Source organism: Bradyrhizobium australafricanum, from assembly GCF_020329495.1.
Classification (GTDB): Bacteria; Pseudomonadota; Alphaproteobacteria; order Rhizobiales; family Xanthobacteraceae; genus Bradyrhizobium; species Bradyrhizobium australafricanum.
The window spans coordinates 76,846-98,354 of sequence record NZ_JAGKJL010000029.1; the positions used below are offsets into that span (position 1 = coordinate 76,846).

Genomic DNA, 21,509 nt, shown 5'->3' on the forward strand with positions numbered 1-21,509 from the left:
CATCAATGAGCTCTGAGACGATCAAGCGCGACGTGAAGGTCTGCATGTTCGACCAGTACGGCACGGTCGTCGACATGCAGGGCGGCCTGACCAGGATCGCGGCGCCGTTCCTCGAGAAGAAGGGCTGGAAGGGCGATCCGAATTCGTTCGTCACGTGGTGGCGTCGCACGCATTTTGAGAACTCGATGATCGATGCGCTGCTGCATCGCGAGCACACGCCCTATCGCGAGATCGGGCACCGCGCGGTTGCCCACGTCATGGACCGCGCCAACATCGACTATACGATGGACGATGTGCGTTACCTCGTGGGCGAGATCGAGAACCTGTTGCCGTTTCCGGAGGTGCCGGACGCACTCGCGCGGCTGCAACGGAAGTACAAGCTGGTGGTGCTCTCGAACGGCGATCCGGACATGCTCGAGACCGCGAAGCAGTACCACAAGGTCCCGTTCGATCGGGTGATCTCGGTGGCCGAAGCCAATTCGTTCAAGCCGCATGTCGCGACCTATACGAAAGCGGCCGGGATCATGGGCGTGAGGCCCGCGCAGGTGCTGTTCGTGGCCAATCACGCCTTCGACTGCATCGGCGCCAAGTCCGCCGGCATGCGGACGGCCTTCATCGATCGGCGCAGCCGCCCGTTCGGCATCACGCCGCACCAGCCCGATATCCTGGTGCCGTCGATGAAGGACCTCGCCGATGCGATCGTCTGATCGCGAGCCGCTGTCGAGCATCAGGGTCCTCGACCTCTGCCGGGTGGTCTCCGGCCCGTTTGCCACGATGCAGCTCGGCGATCTCGGCGCCGACATCGTCAAGATCGAGGATCCGCGGCAGGGCGACGAGAGTCGCCGTTACGGGCCGCCGTTCATCGGTGGCGAGAGTGCGTACTTCCTGTCGGTGAACCGCAACAAGCGAAGTTGCGCCATCGATCTGAAGTCGCCGGTCGGACGCGACGCGGTGCTCGATCTTGCATCCGTCGCCGACGTCGTCATCGAGAACTTCCGCCCCGGCACCCTGGACAAATGGGGGCTCGGCTTCGACGCGTTGCGCGCCCGCAAGGCCGACATCATCCTGTGCAGCATCTCGGGATTCGGTCGCACCGGCGCCGACGCCGCGCGCCCTGGCTACGATCTGATCCTACAGGGCGAATCCGGCGTGATGGACATCACCGGCGATCCGGATGGACCGCCGACCAAGGTCGGTACGTCGATCGCCGACCTCGTCACGGGCCTCTATGCGTCGCATTCGGTGCTGGCTGCCCTGATGCGCAAGAGCCGCACCGGCGAGGGCGGCCGCGTCGACGTCTCCATGCTCGACGCCATGGCATCGCTGCTGACGTTCAACGCCGGCATGTACTTCGCATCGGGACAAAGCCCGAAGCGCCGCGGCAATGTCCATCCGACCATCAGCCCGTATGAACCGTTCGAGGCGAGTGACGGCTGGATCAATGTCGGGATCGCGAACGACAAGTTCTGGGCGGCGCTTTGCGGCGTCGTCGGCCGTCTGGAGCTGCGCGAAGACATCCGCTTCGCAACCGCTCCGAAGCGCGCGGCGAGCCGCAACGAGCTCGTCGCGATCCTTTCGCCGATCTTTACCCGGCGAAGCCGCGCCGACTGGCTGCAGGCGCTCGGGGTGGCAGGCATTCCGTGCGGCGCGATCAAGTCGGTCGGCGAGGTCTGCGAAACGCCGCAGCTCACGCAGCGCGGAATGGTCCAGACCATCAGCCATCCGGCCGCCGGAGATGTGAAGTTCATCGCGAGGCCGACGCGGTTCGGCGACGAACCGCCGGCGCCGTCCACGCCGCCGCCGATGCTCGGCGAACACACGCGCGAGGTGTTTGCGGAATGGCTCGGCTGGAGCGACGATCGGCTCGGGAGATTCGCCGCCGAGGGCGCGTTCGGCGACTTTGGACGGACGCTCGTGCGATCGTCGATGTGAGCGGCGCGCCGCCCAACGTGCGGCGAAATGGCGCGTAGCACAGTACTGGCCTTTACCAGATCAGGCGCGCCCGTTCGCGGGAATTAAGAACTCGCTTTCCAAGATACAGAATTTGGATGGCGCAATCCTGAATCGACGCCGATAGTCTGGCCCAGGTTGAGGAGCGGCGCGCGATGAAGGACTTTATTGCCAAGTTCCTAACGTACAATCTGGAAATGCTTGCCAAGGCCTCGGACGAGGACCCGGCCGCGCATGACCAGAATGCAGTCTGGCTGCGCGCTGCGATTCCGGCTTGTCCGGCGGCAGCCGAGATCGGCTGGATCGGCGGCAATCCAGAACTTCCTGATCCCTTCCAATGGCCCGGCAGGGACGGCCAGCCGTATCAGTTTCTTTGCCAGATCAATTGCGCGTCCTTGCCGCCCAGCCTGTGGGGCGGCGTCGGTCCGAGGACGGGATGGCTGGCATTTTTCGCAGCCGTTTCCGGCCGTATCGACGTGAAGGTCATCCATCAACCGACGCTCGGACCGCAACGCTGCAACGAACGCGCCTGGCAGAAGAGCGCCACGGGTCTGTATTGGGTCGATGACAAGTATGACGGGCTGCTGGCACCGCCGCCCAGATGGCCGCTCGACTTCGTACATCCCGTCGACGGCGAAAGCTGCGTTCCAAACCGGCTGCGCCGGAAGCCTTCTGCCGACGCGGTTTTCGCCATCGCATCCTGGGAGCTTCAGCCGATCGATTGGAGAACACTCGAACTGCTCGTGCAGGAGGCGCTTGCCCAATCGCGGGCGTGGGCGGAGCGTCTGGCCGATGCGGCGCGGCAGCAGGAAGCGCGGCTCAAGCCGCCGCGCAAGGAGCTGGTGACCGCGTTCGAGCAACTCGCTGAGACAGCGGAACGGCTGCGCGAGGCGCTGGCGCGTTCCGAAGCGGAGCAGCCATTCTCATTGCAGAGCTGGCTCTCCCACGCCGAACTGGTCCTGCGCATCAGGGAGCTGCACGGCGAGATCACCTTGCAGCGTGGCGGCAGTTTCGTTGCGGCGCTCGACAAGTCGGAAATCGAGCTCGCCAATGGCGAGGGTTTTCTGGCGCCGGTCTGGGTGAAATCGAAAGCGCCTCTTTTTCCGCCCGACACCGAGCAAGGGCGCAGATATGCCGGGTTGGTTCAGCTCATTCAGGACCTTGAACGAGATCTTCAGGCCGACGTGCGGATGCCGTCGCCCGACAGGGGCGTTTCAGCCGATCTCGCCGGCTGGCTGGAATACAGGGAGAAGTTTCCGCAGGACTGGGAAGCCTATGCGGCGCGGGTTCGCCAGGTTCGCAGGCCGTATTATGCGTTCTGGATCGACAACGCCGCGGCGCTCGAGCCAACGATGGCGCATGGTCGCGGGCTGCCGCCGCCCGACAGCTGGGCAGACGCCCGCGGGCGCGCGGTGAGCGAGCGCGACTGGGCGCATGAGCAATTGCGCAGATTCGGAACGGCCGAGGCAAGCGAGGGCCAGAGGCCTGCCATCGCACGGAACAGGCAGCAGAAGGCCGAGGCGCTCGTCGCAGAGCTGGAGACGGTCATGCACAAGATCCGCGATCGCCGGAGCGAGGCCGCGTTCGTGCCTGACGAGTGGACCGCGCTGTATCGGCTGCTCGATGAGCGGGCGGCCGATCAGGCGCTGCCGGAGTTTTGGTCGACGGGGTACAGGGTGTTGCGCTCCGAAATCGCCAAGCAGCTTTACGCCGACGATCCCGATGCAGTGATCTCGGCCGCCCGGCATCCCCTCGAGACCGACTGGGCGTTCGACGCCGAGCAAGCCACGCTCCAGATCGGCGGCGCCCCGCGCGGCTGGTGCGCGGACTTCATCGAAAACAAGCCGAACTCGGTCATGCTGCTGCAATTTCCGAGCAACAATCTCACGCATTTCAGATGCGGCGATGTCAGCGACCTCGTCGTCTCGATCTCCCGGTCCGATCTTGCACGGCACGATTTCAGACATGTGCGGGTGGATGTCTCGAACTGACAGCCGCAAAGGCGGTTGCCGGTGGCAGCCGAATGGATCAGCGAAGCGAAAGACGGCCAATATCCGATTGCTGGCTGCGCAAAGGTGTCCTTTTGAAACGGCCTGTCATTCTTGCCGTCATGGCCATTGCATTGGCGTGGCTGTTGGTCCGATGCAGTACGCCGCAGGCATCTCTGCGCTACCGGATGACCATCGAGGTCGAAATCCCCGGCGGAATGAGGTCCGGCTCTTCAGTCATGGAGTTGCGCCTTGAGCGGGAATTCCTGATCCCGATGCCGGGCGCTGGTGGTTCCGACTGGGGTGGTGGCTTCACCGTGCACGGCGAAGCCCCATTTGTGGATCTTGGCGACGGAAAGGTTCTGTTCGCGACGAACTACGATCGAAATTACAGCTATCTGAGCAGCATGACGCATATCGTCGTCCAGGTTCTCGGCTATCGCGAGCTGGCGCCGCCACTTCCGTCCGGCGACAACGCGAGAACCATGAGCGCGGCTGTCAAAGCCAAGCCATCCGGCGTCCTGCGTCCGAAGGATTATCTGGCGCTAGTGATGTTCACCGACACGAACAAGCCTAAATCCGTTGTCGTGGTCTCGCCCGACAATCTCGCCGCGGCCTTCGGGGCGGGCTACCGGCTCGGCCGAATGACGTTTCAAGTGGTCGAGCAGAATGCGCCGCTCACCGCTACTCTCGCGGCCCGTTTTCCGGCGCTTGTTGACGAGCGCGGCCGGCTGATCCTGCGTTAACTGGCTCGGTGGTGCATCGCGAGGTGTTGGCGACGTCCCGTCAATCGGGACAAGGCCTCGGGTTGAGCCGGCGCCATTCCTCCGGCGGCATGAAGGTGCCCGACCATATTCCGCGCCTGGCTTGGTTCGCCTCGTCCTGCTCCGGCTGAGACGGTCACTGGCATTGCCAGGATCGATATCCGGTTTCATACTCCGGCATAGGCCGGAGCCGGCCAGCTAACCTGACGGCGCGGCCAACCCGGAGAATACAAGAGACAATACCGGGTTTCTGAGCGGCGGAGAGACGGCGATGTCGTTTCGTCTCGCATTTGCCTTTGTGTCGATAGCGGCGCTGCTGGTTGATCCGACTGACGCCGTGTCGCAGGACATGCTGCGGAGTGTCGACCTCAACAGTCCGGAAATGACGGCGTCGGAGATGACGCGCGCCGAGGTCGATGCGCTCCTCAAGTCGGTCCCTCAAGGGGACGGACGCACTGCGGATCTGGAGGGAAAGCGACTGTCGCACCTCGATCTCTCGGGCCTCGATTTCTCCGGCGGCAACCTTCATCTCGTAAAGCTCAACCGGACCAATCTGAAAGGCGCCCGCTTCGATCGGGCTATCTTGAACCAGGCCTGGCTAATCGACGCAGACTTGACAGGGGCGTCCCTCGTCAAGGCATCGCTGCTCGGCACGCAGATGCAACGCGCCAAGCTTGGCGGCGCCGACTTGAGCGGCGCTCGGATAACCGCCGATCTTTCCGGTGCCAGCCTGATCGGGGCCAGGCTTGCGGGCGCCGATCTGAGCGCTGATATGCGCAACCAATCGATGGGCCTGATGCGTGGCGTGCTCAAATCCGCCGATCTGCGGAACGCGGATTTAAGCGGCGCCAATCTCTCGCGCGCCGATCTCGAATTTGCGCAACTGCAGAATGCCAATTTGGCGAACTGCAGCCTCCATAGAGCTGACCTTGCGGGAGCCGACCTATCCGACGCCAATGTCGCCGGCGCAGATTTCACCGAGGCCGACCTTGCGTCGGCCCTCTTGCCGAGCGCGGCGGCGCTGGCCGAGGCCCGCAATCTGGACAAGGCCCGGAACTTGAACTTGGCGCGACGCCCCCGTTAGGGATCGAATTGCAGTGTCCTGCGACAAGACCTATGTTCTGTCTTGAGAACCACGCAGCCGCTCATCGTGCGGCGGGCAGGACCACGGTGGATGGTTGCATGTCGCACCGGAGGTGAGGCCATGACCATTTCTCCCAAACTGCACAATTATCTCGCTGCAGAAAACATCGAGTACGACGAAATCCCGCACGTCCTGACGATGTCGTCAGCCCTTACCGCCCAGGCTTGTCACGTCTCGGGCGATCGCTTGGCCAAGGCCATTGTGCTGCGCCGCAACGACGGGTACCTGCTCGCCGTGTTGCCGGCATCGCATCACCTCAGGCTGGCGGATCTCAGGGCGAGATTCGGTGACGATATCGCCATGGCCGCTGAAGGCGAGATCGATCGGCTGTTCACGGACTGTGCGCACGGGGCGGTTCCCGCCGCCGGTAGCTGCTACGGGCTCGACGTTATCGTTGATGACAGCATCCGGATGCAGCCCGAGATCTATATCGAAGCCGGCGATCATGAGACGTTGCTTCATCTCGGTCGTGCGCAATTCGCACGCCTGACCGCCGGTTCCCTGCATGGCAGCTTCAGTGCGCATGACTGAGGCGGCGTGACAGCGCGACCATCTCTCTGTGCGCCCCGACTGGAGCATGATCCGGAGGGGTGCGAAGCGGCTCTCCCCCGAGACAAGGGAGGAACGCGCTTGCGCGGAGATCATGCTCAAGCAAGGGGCTCGAGCGCGATGACGCTTCGACCCGGTTTCATCGTGCCCTAAGGCGCAGCACGCATGCAGTCGCGCCAGCTCTGTTGTATAATTGCGAGCGAAGGGGTGCTGCCTTGGACGGGAGGTCCTCCATGAAAGTCAAGGACGTGATGCACAAGGGCGTCGATTGGGTGAGCCCCGACACGCCAATCACCGAAATCGCGAAATTGATGCAAGGGCACGACATCGGCTGCATTCCGATCGGGCAAGACGATCGTCTGATCGGGATGGTGACGGATCGCGACCTCGTCTGCAAAGGTCTCGCGAGCAAGGACTTCAACTCTGCGCGCACCACAGCGCGGGATGTGATGACCGAAGGCATCCACTGCTGCCGGGAAGACGACGATCTGACGAAAGCTATACATCACATGGAAACGCTGAAGATCCGCAGACTGCCTGTGATCAACAAGAGCAAGCGGATGGTTGGCATGATCAGCCTGGGCGACGTGGGCCACTTTGCCGGTGCCGATCTCGTGTCCCAATGCATGAAGAGCGTGTCGGCTCATCATTGAGGCGAGGCCGGTCTGCGGGAATCTGGCAGACCGGCCAGTATCGTGGTCAACCGGGAAGGCAACCGGTGCTGGCTGTCTCACAGGCATCGTCCCGAAGCTGGACGGCTATCGGCACCGTTCGATCTCCATCCGATCTGTCGAGGGGCGGATCGCACCACGATCCGCCCGCCGTCGCGATATCGCCTGGTCAATCAGCCCAGGTGATGAACCTTCTGCAAGCCGTAGACCGGGGTCGGGATGCCCTCCATCCGCGCCTTTAGTTGCAGCGCCAGATATTGGGGGTAATGCCGCGACTGGTGCAGGTTGCCGCCGTGGAACCAAAGCGCTTGCTGCTGGGTCGGCTTCCACATGTTGCGCTGCTCGCCCTCCCACGGGCCGGGGTCCTTGGTGGTCTCGGATCCAAGACCCCAGACCTTGCCGACCTTGTCGGCGACGTTCTTCGAGATCAGGTCGGCGGCCCAACCGTTCATCGAGCCATAGCCGGTGGCATAGACGACGAGATCGGCGGGGAGTTCGCTGCCGTCCACGAACCTGACGCCGGTTTCGGTCAGTTCCCGCACCGCAGCGCCCTTGCCGCTCTTGAGCTTGATCGAACCGTCGATCACGAGATCGCAGGCGCCGACGTCGATGTAATAGCCCGAACCGCGGCGCAGGTACTTCATGAACAGGCCGGAGCCGTCGTCGCCCCAATCATGCATGAAGCCGACTTTCTCCAGCGCGGCGTAGAAATCCTTGTCGCGCTCGCGCATCTGCTCGTAGAGCGGGATCTGGAATTCGTGCATGATCTTGTAGGGTAGCGAGGCGAAGATCAGGTCGGCCTTGCGCGTGGTCATCCCGCTCGCCACCGCCTGCTCCGAATAGAGCGCGCCGAGTCCGATATCCATCAGCGTGTCGGACTTCACGATATGCGTGGATGAGCGCTGCACCATGGTGACGTCGGCACCACCTTCCCACAGCGCCGCGCAAATGTCGTGGGCGGAGTTGTTGGAGCCGATCACCACCACCTTCTTGCCGCGATACTTCTCCGGCCCCGGGTGGGTCGAGGAATGCTGCTGCTCACCCTTGAAGATGTCCTGCCCCCTGTAGGTGGGCCAATTCGCCTTGCCCGACATGCCGGTCGCCAGCACGAGCTGCTTCGGCTTGAGCGTGATCTCCTTGCCGTCGCGCTCGACCGCGACGGTCCATTCCCCGGCCTTCTCGTCATACTTGGCCGACTTCGCCGTGGTTGAGCTCCAGTAGTTGAGCTCCATCACCTTCGTGTACATCTCCAACCAGTCGCCGATCTTGTCCTTCGGCGCGAACACCGGCCAGTTCTTCGGGAAGTCGATATAAGGCAGATGGTCGTACCAGACCGGATCGTGCAGGCAGAGCGACTTGTATCGCTTGCGCCAGGAATCGCCGGCGCGTTCGTTCTTCTCGATGATGATGGTCGACACGTTCAGTTGCCGCAGCCGCGCGCCAAGCGCGATGCCGCCCTGCCCACCGCCGATGATCAGCGCATAGGGTTGTTTTGCATGACCCAGTTCGGTGATTTCCTGGTCGCGTTCCTCGCGCCAGCTCTTACGGTCCTTGCCATGACCGTGCTTGGCGCCGAGCGGACGGGTGAAGCCGGACCTCTCCTCATGTCCCTTGAGCTCGGCCATGGTGGTGAGCAAGGTCCAGATGCGTCCATCCCTCATGCGCAGGTAACCATAGCCGCGCGCGACATCGGTCTCGAACTCGATCCAGCTCTCGATGATGCCGCCGGCCTCGCTCGCAACTTCGCCATCGGCAATGCGCCATCCCGACGGTTTGCTGTCCGCAAGCCGCGCTTGCAGCATGTCGCGGATCTGATCCTTGCCTTCCATGGTTTTGATGTTCCAGGTGAAGGTGACCAGATCGCGCCAGTAGCAATCGGTCCGGAACAGCGCGATCGCGCGTTCGATGTCACCCGATGACAATGCGGCTTTGAACTCGTCGAGCAGCGCGGTGATCTTTCCGTCCGGGGCCTTCGTGAGCATGGTTTCATTCTCCCATATGCCGGCGTCGATCGCCTTTGCGTCGTGGGTCCGGCGCGTTTGTTAGCGAGGTCGAATCTTGCCTCGACCACCATGTCAGCAAGCCTCATGCCACCGCGGCGAATCTCGAAAACGCTCGGCATTTCCTCGCGTTAACAACCAAGGCGAGGCCGCCTCACTTGTTGCGCCATGCAACAGGTGTTGCACGCAACAAACTTGATCGGCGGCACAATCCGAGTGACACTTGAAGCAACAACGTGCGGGGAAACATCCAGGAGCATCAGCCGTGACGACGGAGCGGGCTGCGCACATCGACGAGCTGGTTCGCGCTGCGGACGGCCAGACCAGCGCGCGTGACGCAATCATCCATCAGTCGTGGGTACGATGCGTCTCCGAACACAAGCTCGATCCGTTGGTGCTGCGCGACGCTCATATCGTGACATCCGGGCGGCTGCGCGAGCATCGCGACGCCATGGACGAGTTCCTCCACACGGCGCGCTTCGGCGTCGAGATGCTGTATCGTCAGATCGCCGGACTCGGCTACGTGCTGCTGCTCACCGATGCCAGGGGCATCACGGTGGATTTCATCGGCGATCCGACATTCAACAACACGCTTCGCAGGGCCGGCCTCTATCTCGGCGCCGACTGGAACGAGCCGCATGCCGGCACTTGTGCGGTCGGCACCTGCATCGCGACCGAAGAAGCCCTGACGGTGCATCAATCCGACCATTTCGACGCCACCCATATTCCGCTGACCTGCACGGCCGCGCCGGTCTTCGATCCCAGCGGCAAGCTCGCTGCGGTCTTGGATATCTCCGCGCTGCGCTCGCCGGAACCGAAGGCCAGCCAGTTCCTGGCGCTGCAACTGGTCAAGTCGTTTGCTCACAAGATCGAGAATGCGAATCTGCTGAACCGTTTCCGGCAGGAATGGATCATCAAGCTGTCCGGCTCCGCGGAATTCGCCGATGTCGATCCGGACTATGTGATGGCCGTCGATAGCAGCGGCCACATCATCGGCTTCAACAATCGCGCAAGGCAGCTGCTCGCCCGCGAACTGGCCAAGCGTCCGGACCTTCGCCTGCGGGCCGACGGCTTCGGCGTGTCCGACATCTTCGAATGCACCATCGACGATCTGCCGCGCTTCGCCCATTCGCGCCCCACCGGCCAACGTACGCTGCGGCTAGCCAATAGCGGCGCGACGTTGTTCGCGCAAACCTTGCCGCCCCCGAACAAGCTGGCGGCGCCGGCCTCCTCCCGCAGCGAGTCGGCGCTTCCGGCGCCGCTACGAAACCTGTTCCGCGGCGATCCCGCCATGCATCACGTGGTGACGCGCGCCGCCAAGCTCATCAACACCCAGATGGGCTTGCTCATCACCGGCGAAACCGGCACCGGCAAGGAGCACCTGACGAAGGCGCTGCATTCGGTCAGTGCGCGGGCAGGCAGGCCCTTCGTCGCGGTCAACTGCGCTGCGCTGCCGGAAAGCCTGATCGAGAGCGAGCTGTTCGGCCACGAGGCAGGCGCCTTCACCGGAGCGGCGGCCAAGGGCAAGAAGGGTCTCGTGCTCGAAGCCGACGGCGGCACCCTGTTCCTTGACGAGATCGGCGACATGCCAATCTCGTCGCAGACGCGCCTGTTGCGCGTGCTCGCCGAGCGCGAGGTGACACCGGTCGGCCGCACCCGGCCGGTCCCGCTCAATGTCCGCGTCATCGCTGCCACCCATCGCGACCTCGTCACGCTGGTGAAGGCGGGGCAGTTCCGCGAGGATCTCTATTTCCGCCTCAACGGCGCGGTGCTTGCGCTGCCTCCGCTGCGTCAGCGCACCGATATCGAGTGGCTGATCGATCAATCCCTGCATCGGCTTTCGACGGAGCACAAGGCCAACTATGCGCTGACGGCAAGCGCGCGCAGCGCGCTGCTCAAGTACCAATGGCCTGGCAACATCCGCGAGCTGATCAATGCGCTCGATCATGGCTGCGCGCTGTCGAACGACGGCACGATCGATCTTGCCGATCTGCCGGACCGGATCGCTCATCCCCTGGGTCAGGACAGCTCCGGAAAGCCGGCACGTGGCAGAGCGGCGACGTCGCGGCAAGCCGATGCGCTACTTGCGGCGTTGCGCAACAATCGCTGGAACGTCTCGCAGGTGGCGCGCGAACGCGGCGTCGATCGCTCGACCATCCATCGCCAGATTGTCCGCTTCGGCATCACGATGCCGAAAGACCTGACCTGAGTGCGGTCGTTGCCCGCCGTCGCTGACCGCCACCGTCAGATACGACATCCCTGCCGAACGGCGGCTCGAACCCATACATAATTGAAATTGCATGTGATTTTTCCTGCCCCAGGCGTTCGGCCGCCGTCGGCCGACTTCGGCCCACCCGCTTTCGCAAGCGAAATTCAGCACGCCTCACGACAGCGTGCGCCGTTCGCTGCGGGATCGTAGTATTGTCGTCGGCAGCCGTCGAAGCTAGGATTTCGCGTAGCATTCGATCGCGACGCACGAAGAGATGCACTCCAGAATCAAGCGGATGGTCGCGGCTGCGATCGGACGGCACGGCAAATGGAGGACATTATGGCGTGGCGTGACGACAAGGCCCGGGCAGCCCTGATCCGCGATGCAGCGGGCAGCGTGCCAGCGGGCAAGAGCCCCCGGGCCTTTGCCGAGCCCTTGTTCGGCTACACCAATATCGAGGATCTCGCCAATTACGATGCCGCCTCGCTTGCCCTGCTGGCGGAGCAGGCCTGGGAGCACGTGCAGCGGCGCACGGCCGGCAGCGCCGATATCCGCGTCGTCAATCCGACGTTGCCGAACGGGCGCGAGATTTCCGTGCTCGAAATTCTCAACGACAATATGCCTTTCCTGTTCGATTCCACCATGGCGGAGCTCGCCGAGCAGGGCCTCGAGGTCACCCTGGTCGCTCACCCGATCATCGCCGTGGAGCGCGATGAAGGGGGCAAGCTGCTGCGATTCTACGGGGAAGCACTGCCGGACGGAGCAAAGGGCGCGCGCGAAAGCCTGATTCATCTCCACATCACCCGCCTGGACGCGGATTCCGATCGCCAGAAGCTGATCGACGGCCTGACCAGGACGTTGAACAATGTCCGCGCCTGTGTTGCCGACTGGCGCGTCATGCGTGACAGTGTCGAGGAAGCGATCAAGACGTTCTCTTCCAATCCGCCGCCGCTGCCGATCGACGAACTCGCCGAAGCCAATCAGTTCCTGCAATGGCTCTGCGCGGACAATTTCACCTTCCTCGGCGTGCGCAAATATCGCTTCTCGCCCGACAGCGACGCGTCGGACGACATTACAACCGGCGAAGGCCTCGGCATCCTGCGCGATCCGGACGTGAAGGTCCTGCGCCGCGGCAGCGAAATGGTGGTGATGACGCCGGAAATCCGCGAGTTCATGCACGAGCCGACCCTGCTGATCGTCATCAAGGCCAATGTCTCCAGCCGCGTCCATCGCCGCACCCGGATGGATTATGTGGGCATCAAACTCTACTCGCCCGACGGCCGGCTCGAAGGCGAGCTGCGCGTCGTCGGCCTTTTCACCTCGGGCGCCTATACTCGCTCGGTACGGCAGATCCCTTATGTCCGCCACAAGGTTTCGCGGGTGCTGCAGCGCGCGGGCTTCGACCCGAACGGCCATTCCGGCAAGGCGCTGATGCATATTCTCGAAGATTATCCGCGCGACGAGCTGTTCCAGATCGACGTCGACACGCTCTACAACTTCGTCATCGAGATCCTGATCCTCTACGAGCGTCCGCGCGTCCGGGCGCTGCCGCGGGTCGACAAGTTCGATCGCTTTGTCTCCATCCTCACCTTCATTCCGCGCGACAAATACGACACCGACGTCCGCACACGCGTCGGAGCCTTTTTGGCGCAGGCCTACAAAGGGAAGTTGTCCGCCTCCTACGTATCATTCCCGGAAGGCGCGCTTGCGCGCGTCCACTTCATCATCGGACGCTATGAAGGCAAAACGCCCGTCGTCGACCGCGCCCTGCTCGAAGCCGGGATCAGCGCCATTGCCGCGACCTGGGCCGACAAGCTGAAGGCCGCGCTAACCGCATCGACCGATGGCATGCGGGCGCGCATGCTCACCAACCGATATGCCCAGGCCTTCAGCGGCGGCTATACCGAGGTGTTCAGCGCGGAACAGGCGATCGCCGACATCACGACCGTCGAAAAGCTGACGCCGGCGCGCCCGGTAACGATTTCGGTTTACCGCATCGAAGCCGACGATCCGAGGCGCTTCGGCCTGAAGGTGTTTTCGGACGGCGTACCGCTGTCGTTGTCCTACCGCGTGCCGGTGATCGAAAATCACGGCCTGCGCGTGGTCAACGAACGCACCTATCAGGTCGTGCCCGGTACCAGGGCTGCGCCGGTATGGCTGCACGACATGACGATCGAGACCAGTGACGGCCAGCCCATCGAGATTAACCCGGAATTCAGCCATCGCCTGGAAGCCTCGATCATGGCGGTGGTGACCGATCGCGCCGAATCCGACGGATATAACGGCCTGATCCTGCGCACCGCCCTAAGTTGGCGGGAAGTCTCGACCATTCGGGCGCTGTCGCGTTATTTGCACCAGATCCGCGCTCCGTTCACTCAGGATTACATGTGGGAGACCTTGCGCAAGAACGCGGCGATCACGGCCAGCTTGGTCGCTATGTTCCAGACCCGCCTCGATCCGCGCCTCGCCTTGACGGACGCCGAGCGCGCGGCGCGCGAGACGGCTTTGCTTGCCGAGGTCGAGGAACAGCTCAAATCCGTCGCCTCGCTCGATGAAGACCGCATCCTGCGCCGCTTCACCAATCTGGTGCAGGCTACCGTTCGCACCAATCTGTGGCAAATCGGCGAGGATGGACACCCGCGTCCGGTGATCTCCTTCAAGTTCGAGGCGCGCCGGATCGACGACTTGCCCGCTCCACGACCGCTCTACGAGATCTTCGTCTATTCCCCTCGTGTCGAAGGCATTCACCTGCGCTTCGGCAAGGTTGCGCGCGGTGGCTTGCGCTGGTCCGACCGGCCGCAGGATTTCCGCACCGAGATCCTCGGCCTGGTGAAAGCGCAGCAGGTCAAGAACGCCGTGATCGTGCCGGTCGGAGCCAAGGGCGGCTTCGTGCCCAAGCGCCTGCCGCCGCCTTCCAAGCGCGACGCCTGGCTCGCGGAGGGCACCGAAAGCTATCGCATCTTTGTTCGCTCGCTGCTCGAACTCACCGACAATCTCGACGGCGACATCGTCGTGCCGCCTGAATCCACCGTGCGCCACGACGGCGACGACCCCTACCTCGTCGTCGCCGCCGACAAGGGCACCGCCACCTTCTCCGACGTCGCCAACGCGATCTCGGCCGAGAAGAACCATTGGCTTGGCGATGCCTTCGCATCCGGCGGCAGCCAGGGTTACGATCACAAGAAGATGGGGATCACGGCGCGCGGCGCCTGGACGGCGGTCAAGCGCCACTTCCGCGAGCTCGGCACCGACATTCAGACCATGCCGTTCACCGCGGTCGGCGTCGGCGACATGTCGGGCGACGTTTTCGGCAATGGCATGCTGCTCTCGCCGGCGACAAGGCTTGTGGCGGCTTTCGATCATCGCGACATCTTCATCGATCCTTCGCCCGATCCATCGACCAGCTTCGCCGAGCGCAAGCGCCTGTTCGATCTGCCGCGATCGAGCTGGCAGGACTACAACAAGTCGCTGATCTCGCAGGGCGGCGGCGTGTTCTCGCGCTCGCTCAAGGCGATCCCGCTTGCGCCGGAGGTGCGCACGCTGCTCGATCTCGACAAGCCGCAAGCCACGCCTTTCGAGGTGATGACGGCGATCCTGAAGGCTCGCGCGGACCTGCTGTGGTTTGGCGGCATCGGCACCTATGTCCGCTCCTCCGGGGAAAGCGACGATCAGGTCGGGGACCGCGCCAACGATCCGATCCGCATCGCGGGTGGCGACGTGCGCGCCCGGGTGATCGGCGAAGGGGCCAACCTCGGCGTTACCCAGCGCGGCCGCATCGAAGCGGCGCAGAAGGGCGTCAAGCTCAACACCGACGCCATCGACAATTCGGCCGGCGTGAACACGTCCGACGTCGAGGTCAACATCAAGATCGCGCTGGCGCGTCCCGAACGCGAGGGACGCCTCAGTCCCACTGACCGCAACAGCCTGCTTGCCGCGATGACCGACGAGGTCGGCGTGCTGGTGCTGCGCAACAACTATCTGCAGACGCTGGCGCTCTCGCTGGCCGAGCGCAAGGGTGTGGCAGAGACCGGTTTTCTCACCCGTCTGATGCAATCGCTCGAACAGCGCGGCTTGCTTAGCCGCGCTGTTGAGTTCTTGCCCGACGACGCAGCGCTTACCGAGCGCACACGGCGCGGCCAGTCCCTCGCGCGGCCCGAGCTTGCCGTGCTGCTCGCCTACGCCAAGCTGACCCTCTACGATGACCTGCTCGTCACCAGCGTGCCCGATGACCCCTATCTTGCCCGCGAACTATCCCAGTATTTTCCGCGCGAGGTTCAGGACAAATTCCCGACCGCGGCCGGATTGCATCGCCTGCGGCGGGAGATCATCGCGACCAGTCTCGCCAATGCGGTGATCAATCGCGGCGGCCCGGCGTGCGTCGTGCGCCTGATCGACGAGACCGACGCCGATATCCCAACCATCGTCATGGCCTATGTGGCGGTCGATGAATGCTTCGGCCTGAAGTGGCTCAATGACGCTATCGACGCGCTCGACGCCTGCATCGACGGGCAGCTGCAGCTGTCCCTCTACGCTTCGGTGCAGGACCTCCTGCTCTCCCGCATGGTCTGGTACGTGCGCAATGTCGATTTCAAGGACGGGCTGGAGGCGGTCGTCGCGCGCTTCGGCCCGGCGATCCGCCAGATCGTCGCCGGGCTCGACACTGCCTTGCCGCCGGACTTGCAAGCCGCGCGCGTCAAGCGGCGGCAGGAACTCGCCGACGCCGGTGTCCCGGCCGGCCTCGCCGGCGAGCTCGCCGATCTTGACGCTTTGGTCTCGGCTCCCGACATCGTGACGGTTGCCGAGCGCACCACGCGCCCCATCGGCGATGCCGCCGCGACCTTCTACGCCGCCGAGGCGAATTTCCGTCTCGACCGCATCATCGCCGCCGCACGCAGTGTGCCGGCCAATGATTATTTCGAACGCATGGCCATCGATCGCGCCGTCGAGCAGATCGCCGGCGCCGAAAGGAGACTGGCCGCCGATATGCTGGCAACCGGCCAGTCTGGCCAGCAGGCCGTCGAGACCTGGCTCGCGGCTCACCCCGAGGCGACGCGTATCCGCCGCTCGGTCGAGGAGATCGCTGCCAGCGGCCTGACCCTCGCCAAGCTGACGGTGGCGGCGAACCTGCTGGGGGACTTGGTCAAGGCCTGACGGCGTGTGAGGCAGCGATGTGAGAAGAGCGATGCTGGCGCAGGTCGTTAGCCGGCAAACGGAGGAATCCAATGATCCACGCCACTTGTCATACCGCCGACAATGTTCGCTGCATCGAGTTCGATGCCACACCGTGGTTCAGCGAGGCTGCCGCTCCGAGCATTATCGATTTGGCTCAACGAGGATGGACCAGCACTGCGATTGCAGATTCCCTCGAGCGCAGACAAGGATATGAACGTCTGCACGACCTCGTTGAGTATGCGGCGAAGCGACTGCAACTGGAATCTCTGGAGGACCCAACCTGGGAAACCTTCGAGTGTGTCGTCGATGGATCCGAGGCCGTCGCCTGGCTCGAGAAAAACCGGCCCAACGTTGTGGCAAGAATCCCGTAAGCCGCAGCAAGGGCCACGATTGGTCGGCGGCAAATGAAGCGAAAATGGCGCACCACGCGCGACGAAGATGGGCACTACTGCTTCGCTGTGGCGCTATGATGGTCCGCGAGGGACCGCGCAGCGGCGCTCAAGAGCGCGCTGGAATACGCGGGAGCCGGGGCCTCACGGATGGGCGACGTATCCCTGGTCCGGAGAAGTCCAAATCACCGGTTCATCCATTTCGGGGTGTCGCACCCCGTCAAGAACGACCTGTGCCACCAAGCCTTGTGGGCTGGTCAGAAAATTCAAACAAGTCACGCCAGTCGGTCGGATTCGCATGTTGCTCGCAACCTGATCGCGGAGGAAGCTTGTTTCTTGTGCAGACGCTGGGCGGCCGGCAATCGTGAACGTTGCTGACCGTGTGTCTTCCTCGCGGAATGCGCTGCAGACCGCCCCCGATTGGATCGTCGTGACAAATTTCAACGACATGACCACCTCCGCCGACATCGTCACGTCGGCGTGCGCCTCAATCGCGCTTGCGCTGTCGAAAACGTATCTCGTGAGCGTGTTGCATTCCCTCTTGTCGATCTTGGGTCGGATACACAGCAGCAGGCCTTCGCGCGCGGACGCAAGTGGATCGGGGTTCGCGGACATACCTTGAGCCGCCGAATCGGATCCACGGCAGCCGAACAAGGCCAAAATGGCCACGAAGAGAGCCATCGAGGGTCGCTTCATGCGGCACCGAGGCTGCCGGTTGGGTACATCCGTCGACGTTCGACCGAAAGTTGGAAGATTCGAGTGATGGTAAGGCACTCGTGAGTTCGGGAACAGCGGATATGTCGTGCTTCACCGGCATGACGACGGACAAGTGGATGCTCTGTCGCGTCTTGGCGCACCCGACACGATTCGAACGTGTGACCTTTGCCTTCGGAGCAATTTAAGTGTGCCCTACGCAAAATCGCGATGGGGCGCTCAATGCTTCGCTATCCTACTAATATCATTATAGAAACCTGGAATTGGCGGCCGCAGCGCCTATCCTGCTGCGCGCCCCGATTTCCCTCCAACTGCTTACGTGGTGCTTACGCGGGAGACGGGCTTCAAGTCGGAGAAATTCGATGACAAAGCTCAATAAGCGGATCGTCGATGCCGCGGAAGCTCGGGACAAGGATTACGTTATCTGGGATGACGAATTGCCCGGCTTCGGTCTCCGTGTGTTCACATCGGGCAAGCGCAGCTATCTAATTCAGTATCGGTCAGCCGGCCGTTCACGCCGATATACTATCGGGCAGCACGGGGTCTGGACGCCGGAGCTCGCAAGGAAAGAGGCTAAGATCCAGCTGGGGCGGATCGCACAGGGTGACAATCCGGCCGAAGAGCGTCATCTCGATCACAAAGCGATCACCGTCAAGGAGCTATGCGACCTCTATTTCGCCGACTTGAAGGCGGGGCTGATACTTGGAAAAGGTGGGCGCCCGAAAAAGGCGTCAACGATCGTGACCGACACCGGCCGCATCAACCGCCATATCGTGCCACTCATTGGCACTAGGCGCGTAAAAGACCTCGTCAAGGCGGACGTGAACAAGGTCTTGAAAGACATCATGGCGGGGAAAACCCGCGTTAGTGTCAAGACCAAGAAACTCCGCGGCAAAGCGAACGTACGGGGAGGAGTTGGTACCGCCACGCGAACCGTTGGTCTTCTCGGCGGAATCCTCACCTACGCGATAGAAGCCGGAATTATCGAAACGAACCCCGCGCACGGAATTCGCAAGCCGAAGGATAGGGTCCGCAACCGGCGTCTGACCGAGCCGGAGTATCGCGTCCTCGGTGGAATTTTGCGCAAGGCTGCCGAGGATGAGAAATACCAAATCACGACCGATATCATCCGCCAAATTGCTCTGACAGGATGTCGCCGTTCTGAAATGATAAACCTACGGTGGATCGAGGCCGACATGGAAGCAAGCTGTCTGCGTCTCGCAGATAGTAAGGAGGGTGCGTCCACGCGAGCTATCGGGTTGCCTGTGATGGAGTTTCTGGAAACGCAATGGACGGCTAGAACGGGGACTTACGTCTTTCCGGGCCAGGGCGATGACAACCCGTTTGGAAGCTTCCCCAATCATTGGGAAAAAATCTTTCGGAATTCGCCTCTCGCCGACATCACACCGCATGTACTAAGGCACAGCTTCGCAAGCATTGCGAACGACCTCGGATTCACCGAGGTCACGATCGCGGCTCTCGTCGGACACTCAAAAGGGTCGGTCACGAGCAAATATATTCATACGCTCGATACAGCGCTCATCATGGCTGCGGACACCATCTCCGGCTACATCCAGGGGCTGCTCGACGGTGTCGAATTCAAGCAGACCGCCTACGCCCTTGACCGCGACTCTCGAAAGGCGGCGCTTGCCCGCTTCCTCTGCAAGGCCGTCGGCGAGTCTTTAGCAAACGCCGAGCAAGAGCAGCGCTTCGCGGCCTGAAGCCGCCGCGCAGGTTCAGCCGAAAAGGACGACTGACATGCGGCAGCAGGCAAGTGAATGGAGCAGCTAGCTTTAGTCAACGAGTCTATTTTTCCGCCACGGTTTGCGCGCGCTTAGGTGGCTTGGACATAATTTCGCTGAGGCGCTCCAACCTCTCTACCACGAAGAATATCAACGTCTCCGGCGATGCGAACTTAGAGGAGATAGCGGGGTTCGAATCCCTCCCTCTCCGCCATCTAAAAATGACGTGCGAAAAACCCAATAAAACCGGGCATTTCTCGAGCCACCGGATTCGGACGGTGGAGAACCGCGGTGGAGACCCAGCGGGTCCCGCGGCCCGGTCAAGTTGCCATCATTGGGCTGTCAGCGAAAGCGCGAATCCTTCAAAAATAGGGCTGTTTCTTGAACGCCTGAGTCCTGGATTCTGGCCGGATACGGCGAGCTAGTCGCCTTTCGCGAACTGGGAGCTTGGTTGGTAATCCGACCTCTGCCACCCTGCGCTGAGCCATTCGGCTCCGCGGCCCACGCTACGTGAAGAAGAAGCGGAATCGGCATACCGTGGAGCCTCGTTGACCATATTTTATCAATGGTCATAGTTGGGCGCTGGCTTGAAGGCTGCGAAGTGTCCCTCGTGGGACATCGGAGGGGCGCCTTGCGGCTTGATTACTGCGACCTCTTCACTGGCCTCGCGTGGCACGGTCTGCGCAGAAACGAAACGTCTGCCGCTTGTGGCGCAAGTCGTCGACCTCTTGCATTTGAGTGCCTTCCGATCATTCGTAGCCATTGCTGTGCAAGAAGGTGTTCGGTGGATCGCGCGCGAAGACAGATTCGAACTACGTTCCAGGCGGGGCGAACTAAATTCTGGGCTGGAAAGTGCGCGCGCTGAGCTTGCATATGTCGAGGAGCAAATATCCGACGCCGAGAAACCGCAGCGAGCGAAGAGTCTAGCTCTGAAGGAAGACCTTGATGCTTAGCACCGGGCGCACGGGTCCCTGACGGCGCCGGCTACGAGGCTTTACGAAGCGAGCGAGGCTTCTAGCTCTACCCGAAATACGCCGGTTGGCGTGGCTTGCTTCTTCAATAAGGGTATCGAGCAACGCAAGCCTGATCCGGGTTGGATTTTTCCCGGATGCGTTTGTGCGTCAGACCGGGTTGGCACGTCACGAATATAAAGGCTTGCATTGGAGCGGGAAACTTGCTGCCGCGATCGCGCCCCAACTCCGGAAGAAGGGCTCAATTCAGAGCAGATCATCGACATTAGAGATGTGCAGTGGCATCACGCTGCGCGTCCATGATCGAGAGCTCGGAAGCCACATGGCGGAAATTTCTGATCCAGATCGGCACGTCCGCGGCGTCTTTCTCCCCGCGCCGTACCGCAGCAAGGAGGCGCATTTCGTCCAACAGGTAGAACAATAAGGCTCGCCGTGTCTGGACGACCAGTTGCCCGTCATCCATCTTGAATTCACGCCCGATAATGTGGCGTTGGGCAGTCGAGAGTTTTGGATGAGGTACCAATTCGACTGAAACCGTGGCGAACCAATCGTCATCCAGATTTGCCGGCACCGCCGTCTGCGCCGGGAAAGGCTCGGAGCCGAGAACGCGCGACAAGGAGAAGTCGATGAAGCGCTTCCTGGCGAAATCGAAAGCACGCACATGCCAGCGTCCGGAGGCCTTGACCAAGGCATGAGGGCAGACCACCCGTTCCACGGCCGCCAAACTTGTCATCGATTGGTAGTGCAGCTTGCAGCTTTCTTTCAATTCTATCGCCGCAAGGAGAGGCCTGACGCGATCAGGATCCACGGAATGAGTGGGCGGCAAAACACGCTCGATCGATAGCGCCATGTCCACTCCGACGTCCTCGAGGCGGGTCGTGAACAAATCATCTAGCGTTCCCGGAGAATCGAAGATTGGGGTGAACTTCGATGGGCGCACGTACTGACCTACCGGCGCTGCGCCGGCGACCGGGGGGCCTGGCTTGCGCTCCGGCGGCGGCGTATCCGATAGGTTGCGATAAGTCTTTATGTCTATTTTGCCTTGCACGTCGGATATGCCAAATTTCGAAGCATGATCTGTGAGTCGCAAGAAGCCGAACCAAATCAGGCGGTCGTCAATGTGCTTCAGGCGAGCCCGCATCGCAGCTCCGCCTCGTTTGACATCAAGTTCGGATAGTGACTTTACAGACATCGCGTAGTCAGTTCTTATATTGATATGGTTAATAGACAATCAGATTCGGGGGGA

14 protein-coding genes are annotated in these 21,509 nt (G+C 62.2%); 11 read left to right on the forward strand and 3 right to left on the reverse strand.

From position 1 onward, the window contains the following. The first annotated feature begins 5 nt into the window (after nt 1-5). From J6525_RS24790 to J6525_RS24820, 7 genes are all read left to right on the forward strand, one after another. Nucleotides 6-707: a haloacid dehalogenase type II gene (locus tag J6525_RS24790; protein WP_225646665.1), complete on the forward strand. Its 702-nt coding sequence runs from the start codon at nt 6-8 to the stop codon at nt 705-707. After that, a complete protein-coding gene (locus J6525_RS24795) occupies nt 694-1,932 on the forward strand; it encodes a CaiB/BaiF CoA transferase family protein (RefSeq protein WP_225646666.1) in 1,239 nt (412 codons plus the stop codon). The genes J6525_RS24790 and J6525_RS24795 overlap by 14 nt, the downstream gene beginning before the upstream one ends. A gap of 173 nt (nt 1,933-2,105) precedes the next feature. Then, complete coding sequence (locus J6525_RS24800) at nt 2,106-3,941, forward strand: DUF1963 domain-containing protein (protein WP_225646667.1); 1,836 nt, start codon at nt 2,106-2,108, stop codon at nt 3,939-3,941. Between the two features lie 92 nt (nt 3,942-4,033). Continuing rightward, a complete protein-coding gene (locus J6525_RS24805) occupies nt 4,034-4,684 on the forward strand; it encodes a hypothetical protein (protein WP_225646668.1) in 651 nt (216 codons plus the stop codon). 289 nt (nt 4,685-4,973) lie between these two features. After that, nucleotides 4,974-5,786 carry a pentapeptide repeat-containing protein gene (locus J6525_RS24810; protein WP_225646669.1) on the forward strand — a complete coding sequence of 271 codons (813 nt, stop codon included), beginning with the start codon at nt 4,974-4,976 and terminating at the stop codon, nt 5,784-5,786. A gap of 120 nt (nt 5,787-5,906) precedes the next feature. Beyond that, on the forward strand, nt 5,907-6,377 hold the full coding sequence (locus J6525_RS24815; protein ID WP_176937234.1) for an aminoacyl-tRNA deacylase: 471 nt from the start codon (nt 5,907-5,909) through the stop codon (nt 6,375-6,377). 251 nt (nt 6,378-6,628) lie between these two features. Beyond that, on the forward strand, nt 6,629-7,048 hold the full coding sequence (locus tag J6525_RS24820; RefSeq protein ID WP_225162075.1) for a CBS domain-containing protein: 420 nt from the start codon (nt 6,629-6,631) through the stop codon (nt 7,046-7,048). A gap of 191 nt (nt 7,049-7,239) precedes the next feature. Here J6525_RS24820 and J6525_RS24825 read toward each other — a convergent pair whose 3' ends face one another. Then, on the reverse strand, nt 7,240-9,048 hold the full coding sequence (locus tag J6525_RS24825) for an NAD(P)/FAD-dependent oxidoreductase (RefSeq protein ID WP_225646670.1): 1,809 nt from the start codon (nt 9,046-9,048) through the stop codon (nt 7,240-7,242). A gap of 283 nt (nt 9,049-9,331) precedes the next feature. Between J6525_RS24825 and J6525_RS24830 the strand changes: the two genes are divergently transcribed. The 3 genes from J6525_RS24830 (at nt 9,332) to J6525_RS24840 (ending at nt 16,818) form a co-directional block, all read left to right on the forward strand. After that, a complete protein-coding gene (locus J6525_RS24830; RefSeq protein WP_225646671.1) occupies nt 9,332-11,275 on the forward strand; it encodes a sigma-54-dependent Fis family transcriptional regulator in 1,944 nt (647 codons plus the stop codon). A gap of 327 nt (nt 11,276-11,602) precedes the next feature. After that, entirely contained in the window at nt 11,603-16,426 is a 4,824-nt protein-coding gene (locus tag J6525_RS24835; protein ID WP_225646672.1) for an NAD-glutamate dehydrogenase, read from the forward strand. A gap of 71 nt (nt 16,427-16,497) precedes the next feature. Next, nucleotides 16,498-16,818: a hypothetical protein gene (locus J6525_RS24840; RefSeq protein WP_225646673.1), complete on the forward strand. Its 321-nt coding sequence runs from the start codon at nt 16,498-16,500 to the stop codon at nt 16,816-16,818. Between the two features lie 162 nt (nt 16,819-16,980). Here the strand turns inward: J6525_RS24840 and J6525_RS24845 are convergent, their stop codons facing one another. Next, nucleotides 16,981-17,517 (reverse strand): hypothetical protein, encoded by a 537-nt coding sequence (locus J6525_RS24845; RefSeq protein ID WP_225646674.1) that lies wholly within the window; start codon nt 17,515-17,517, stop codon nt 16,981-16,983. A gap of 395 nt (nt 17,518-17,912) precedes the next feature. Between J6525_RS24845 and J6525_RS24850 the strand changes: the two genes are divergently transcribed. Further along, nucleotides 17,913-19,271, forward strand: coding sequence for a tyrosine-type recombinase/integrase (locus tag J6525_RS24850; RefSeq protein WP_225646675.1), 1,359 nt, complete (start codon nt 17,913-17,915; stop codon nt 19,269-19,271). A gap of 1,257 nt (nt 19,272-20,528) precedes the next feature. Here the strand turns inward: J6525_RS24850 and J6525_RS24855 are convergent. Next, the gene (locus J6525_RS24855; protein WP_225646676.1) at nt 20,529-21,404 is read right to left on the reverse strand and encodes a WYL domain-containing protein; all 876 of its coding nucleotides are present in this window, start codon (nt 21,402-21,404) and stop codon (nt 20,529-20,531) included. Nucleotides 21,405-21,509 lie beyond the last annotated feature (105 nt).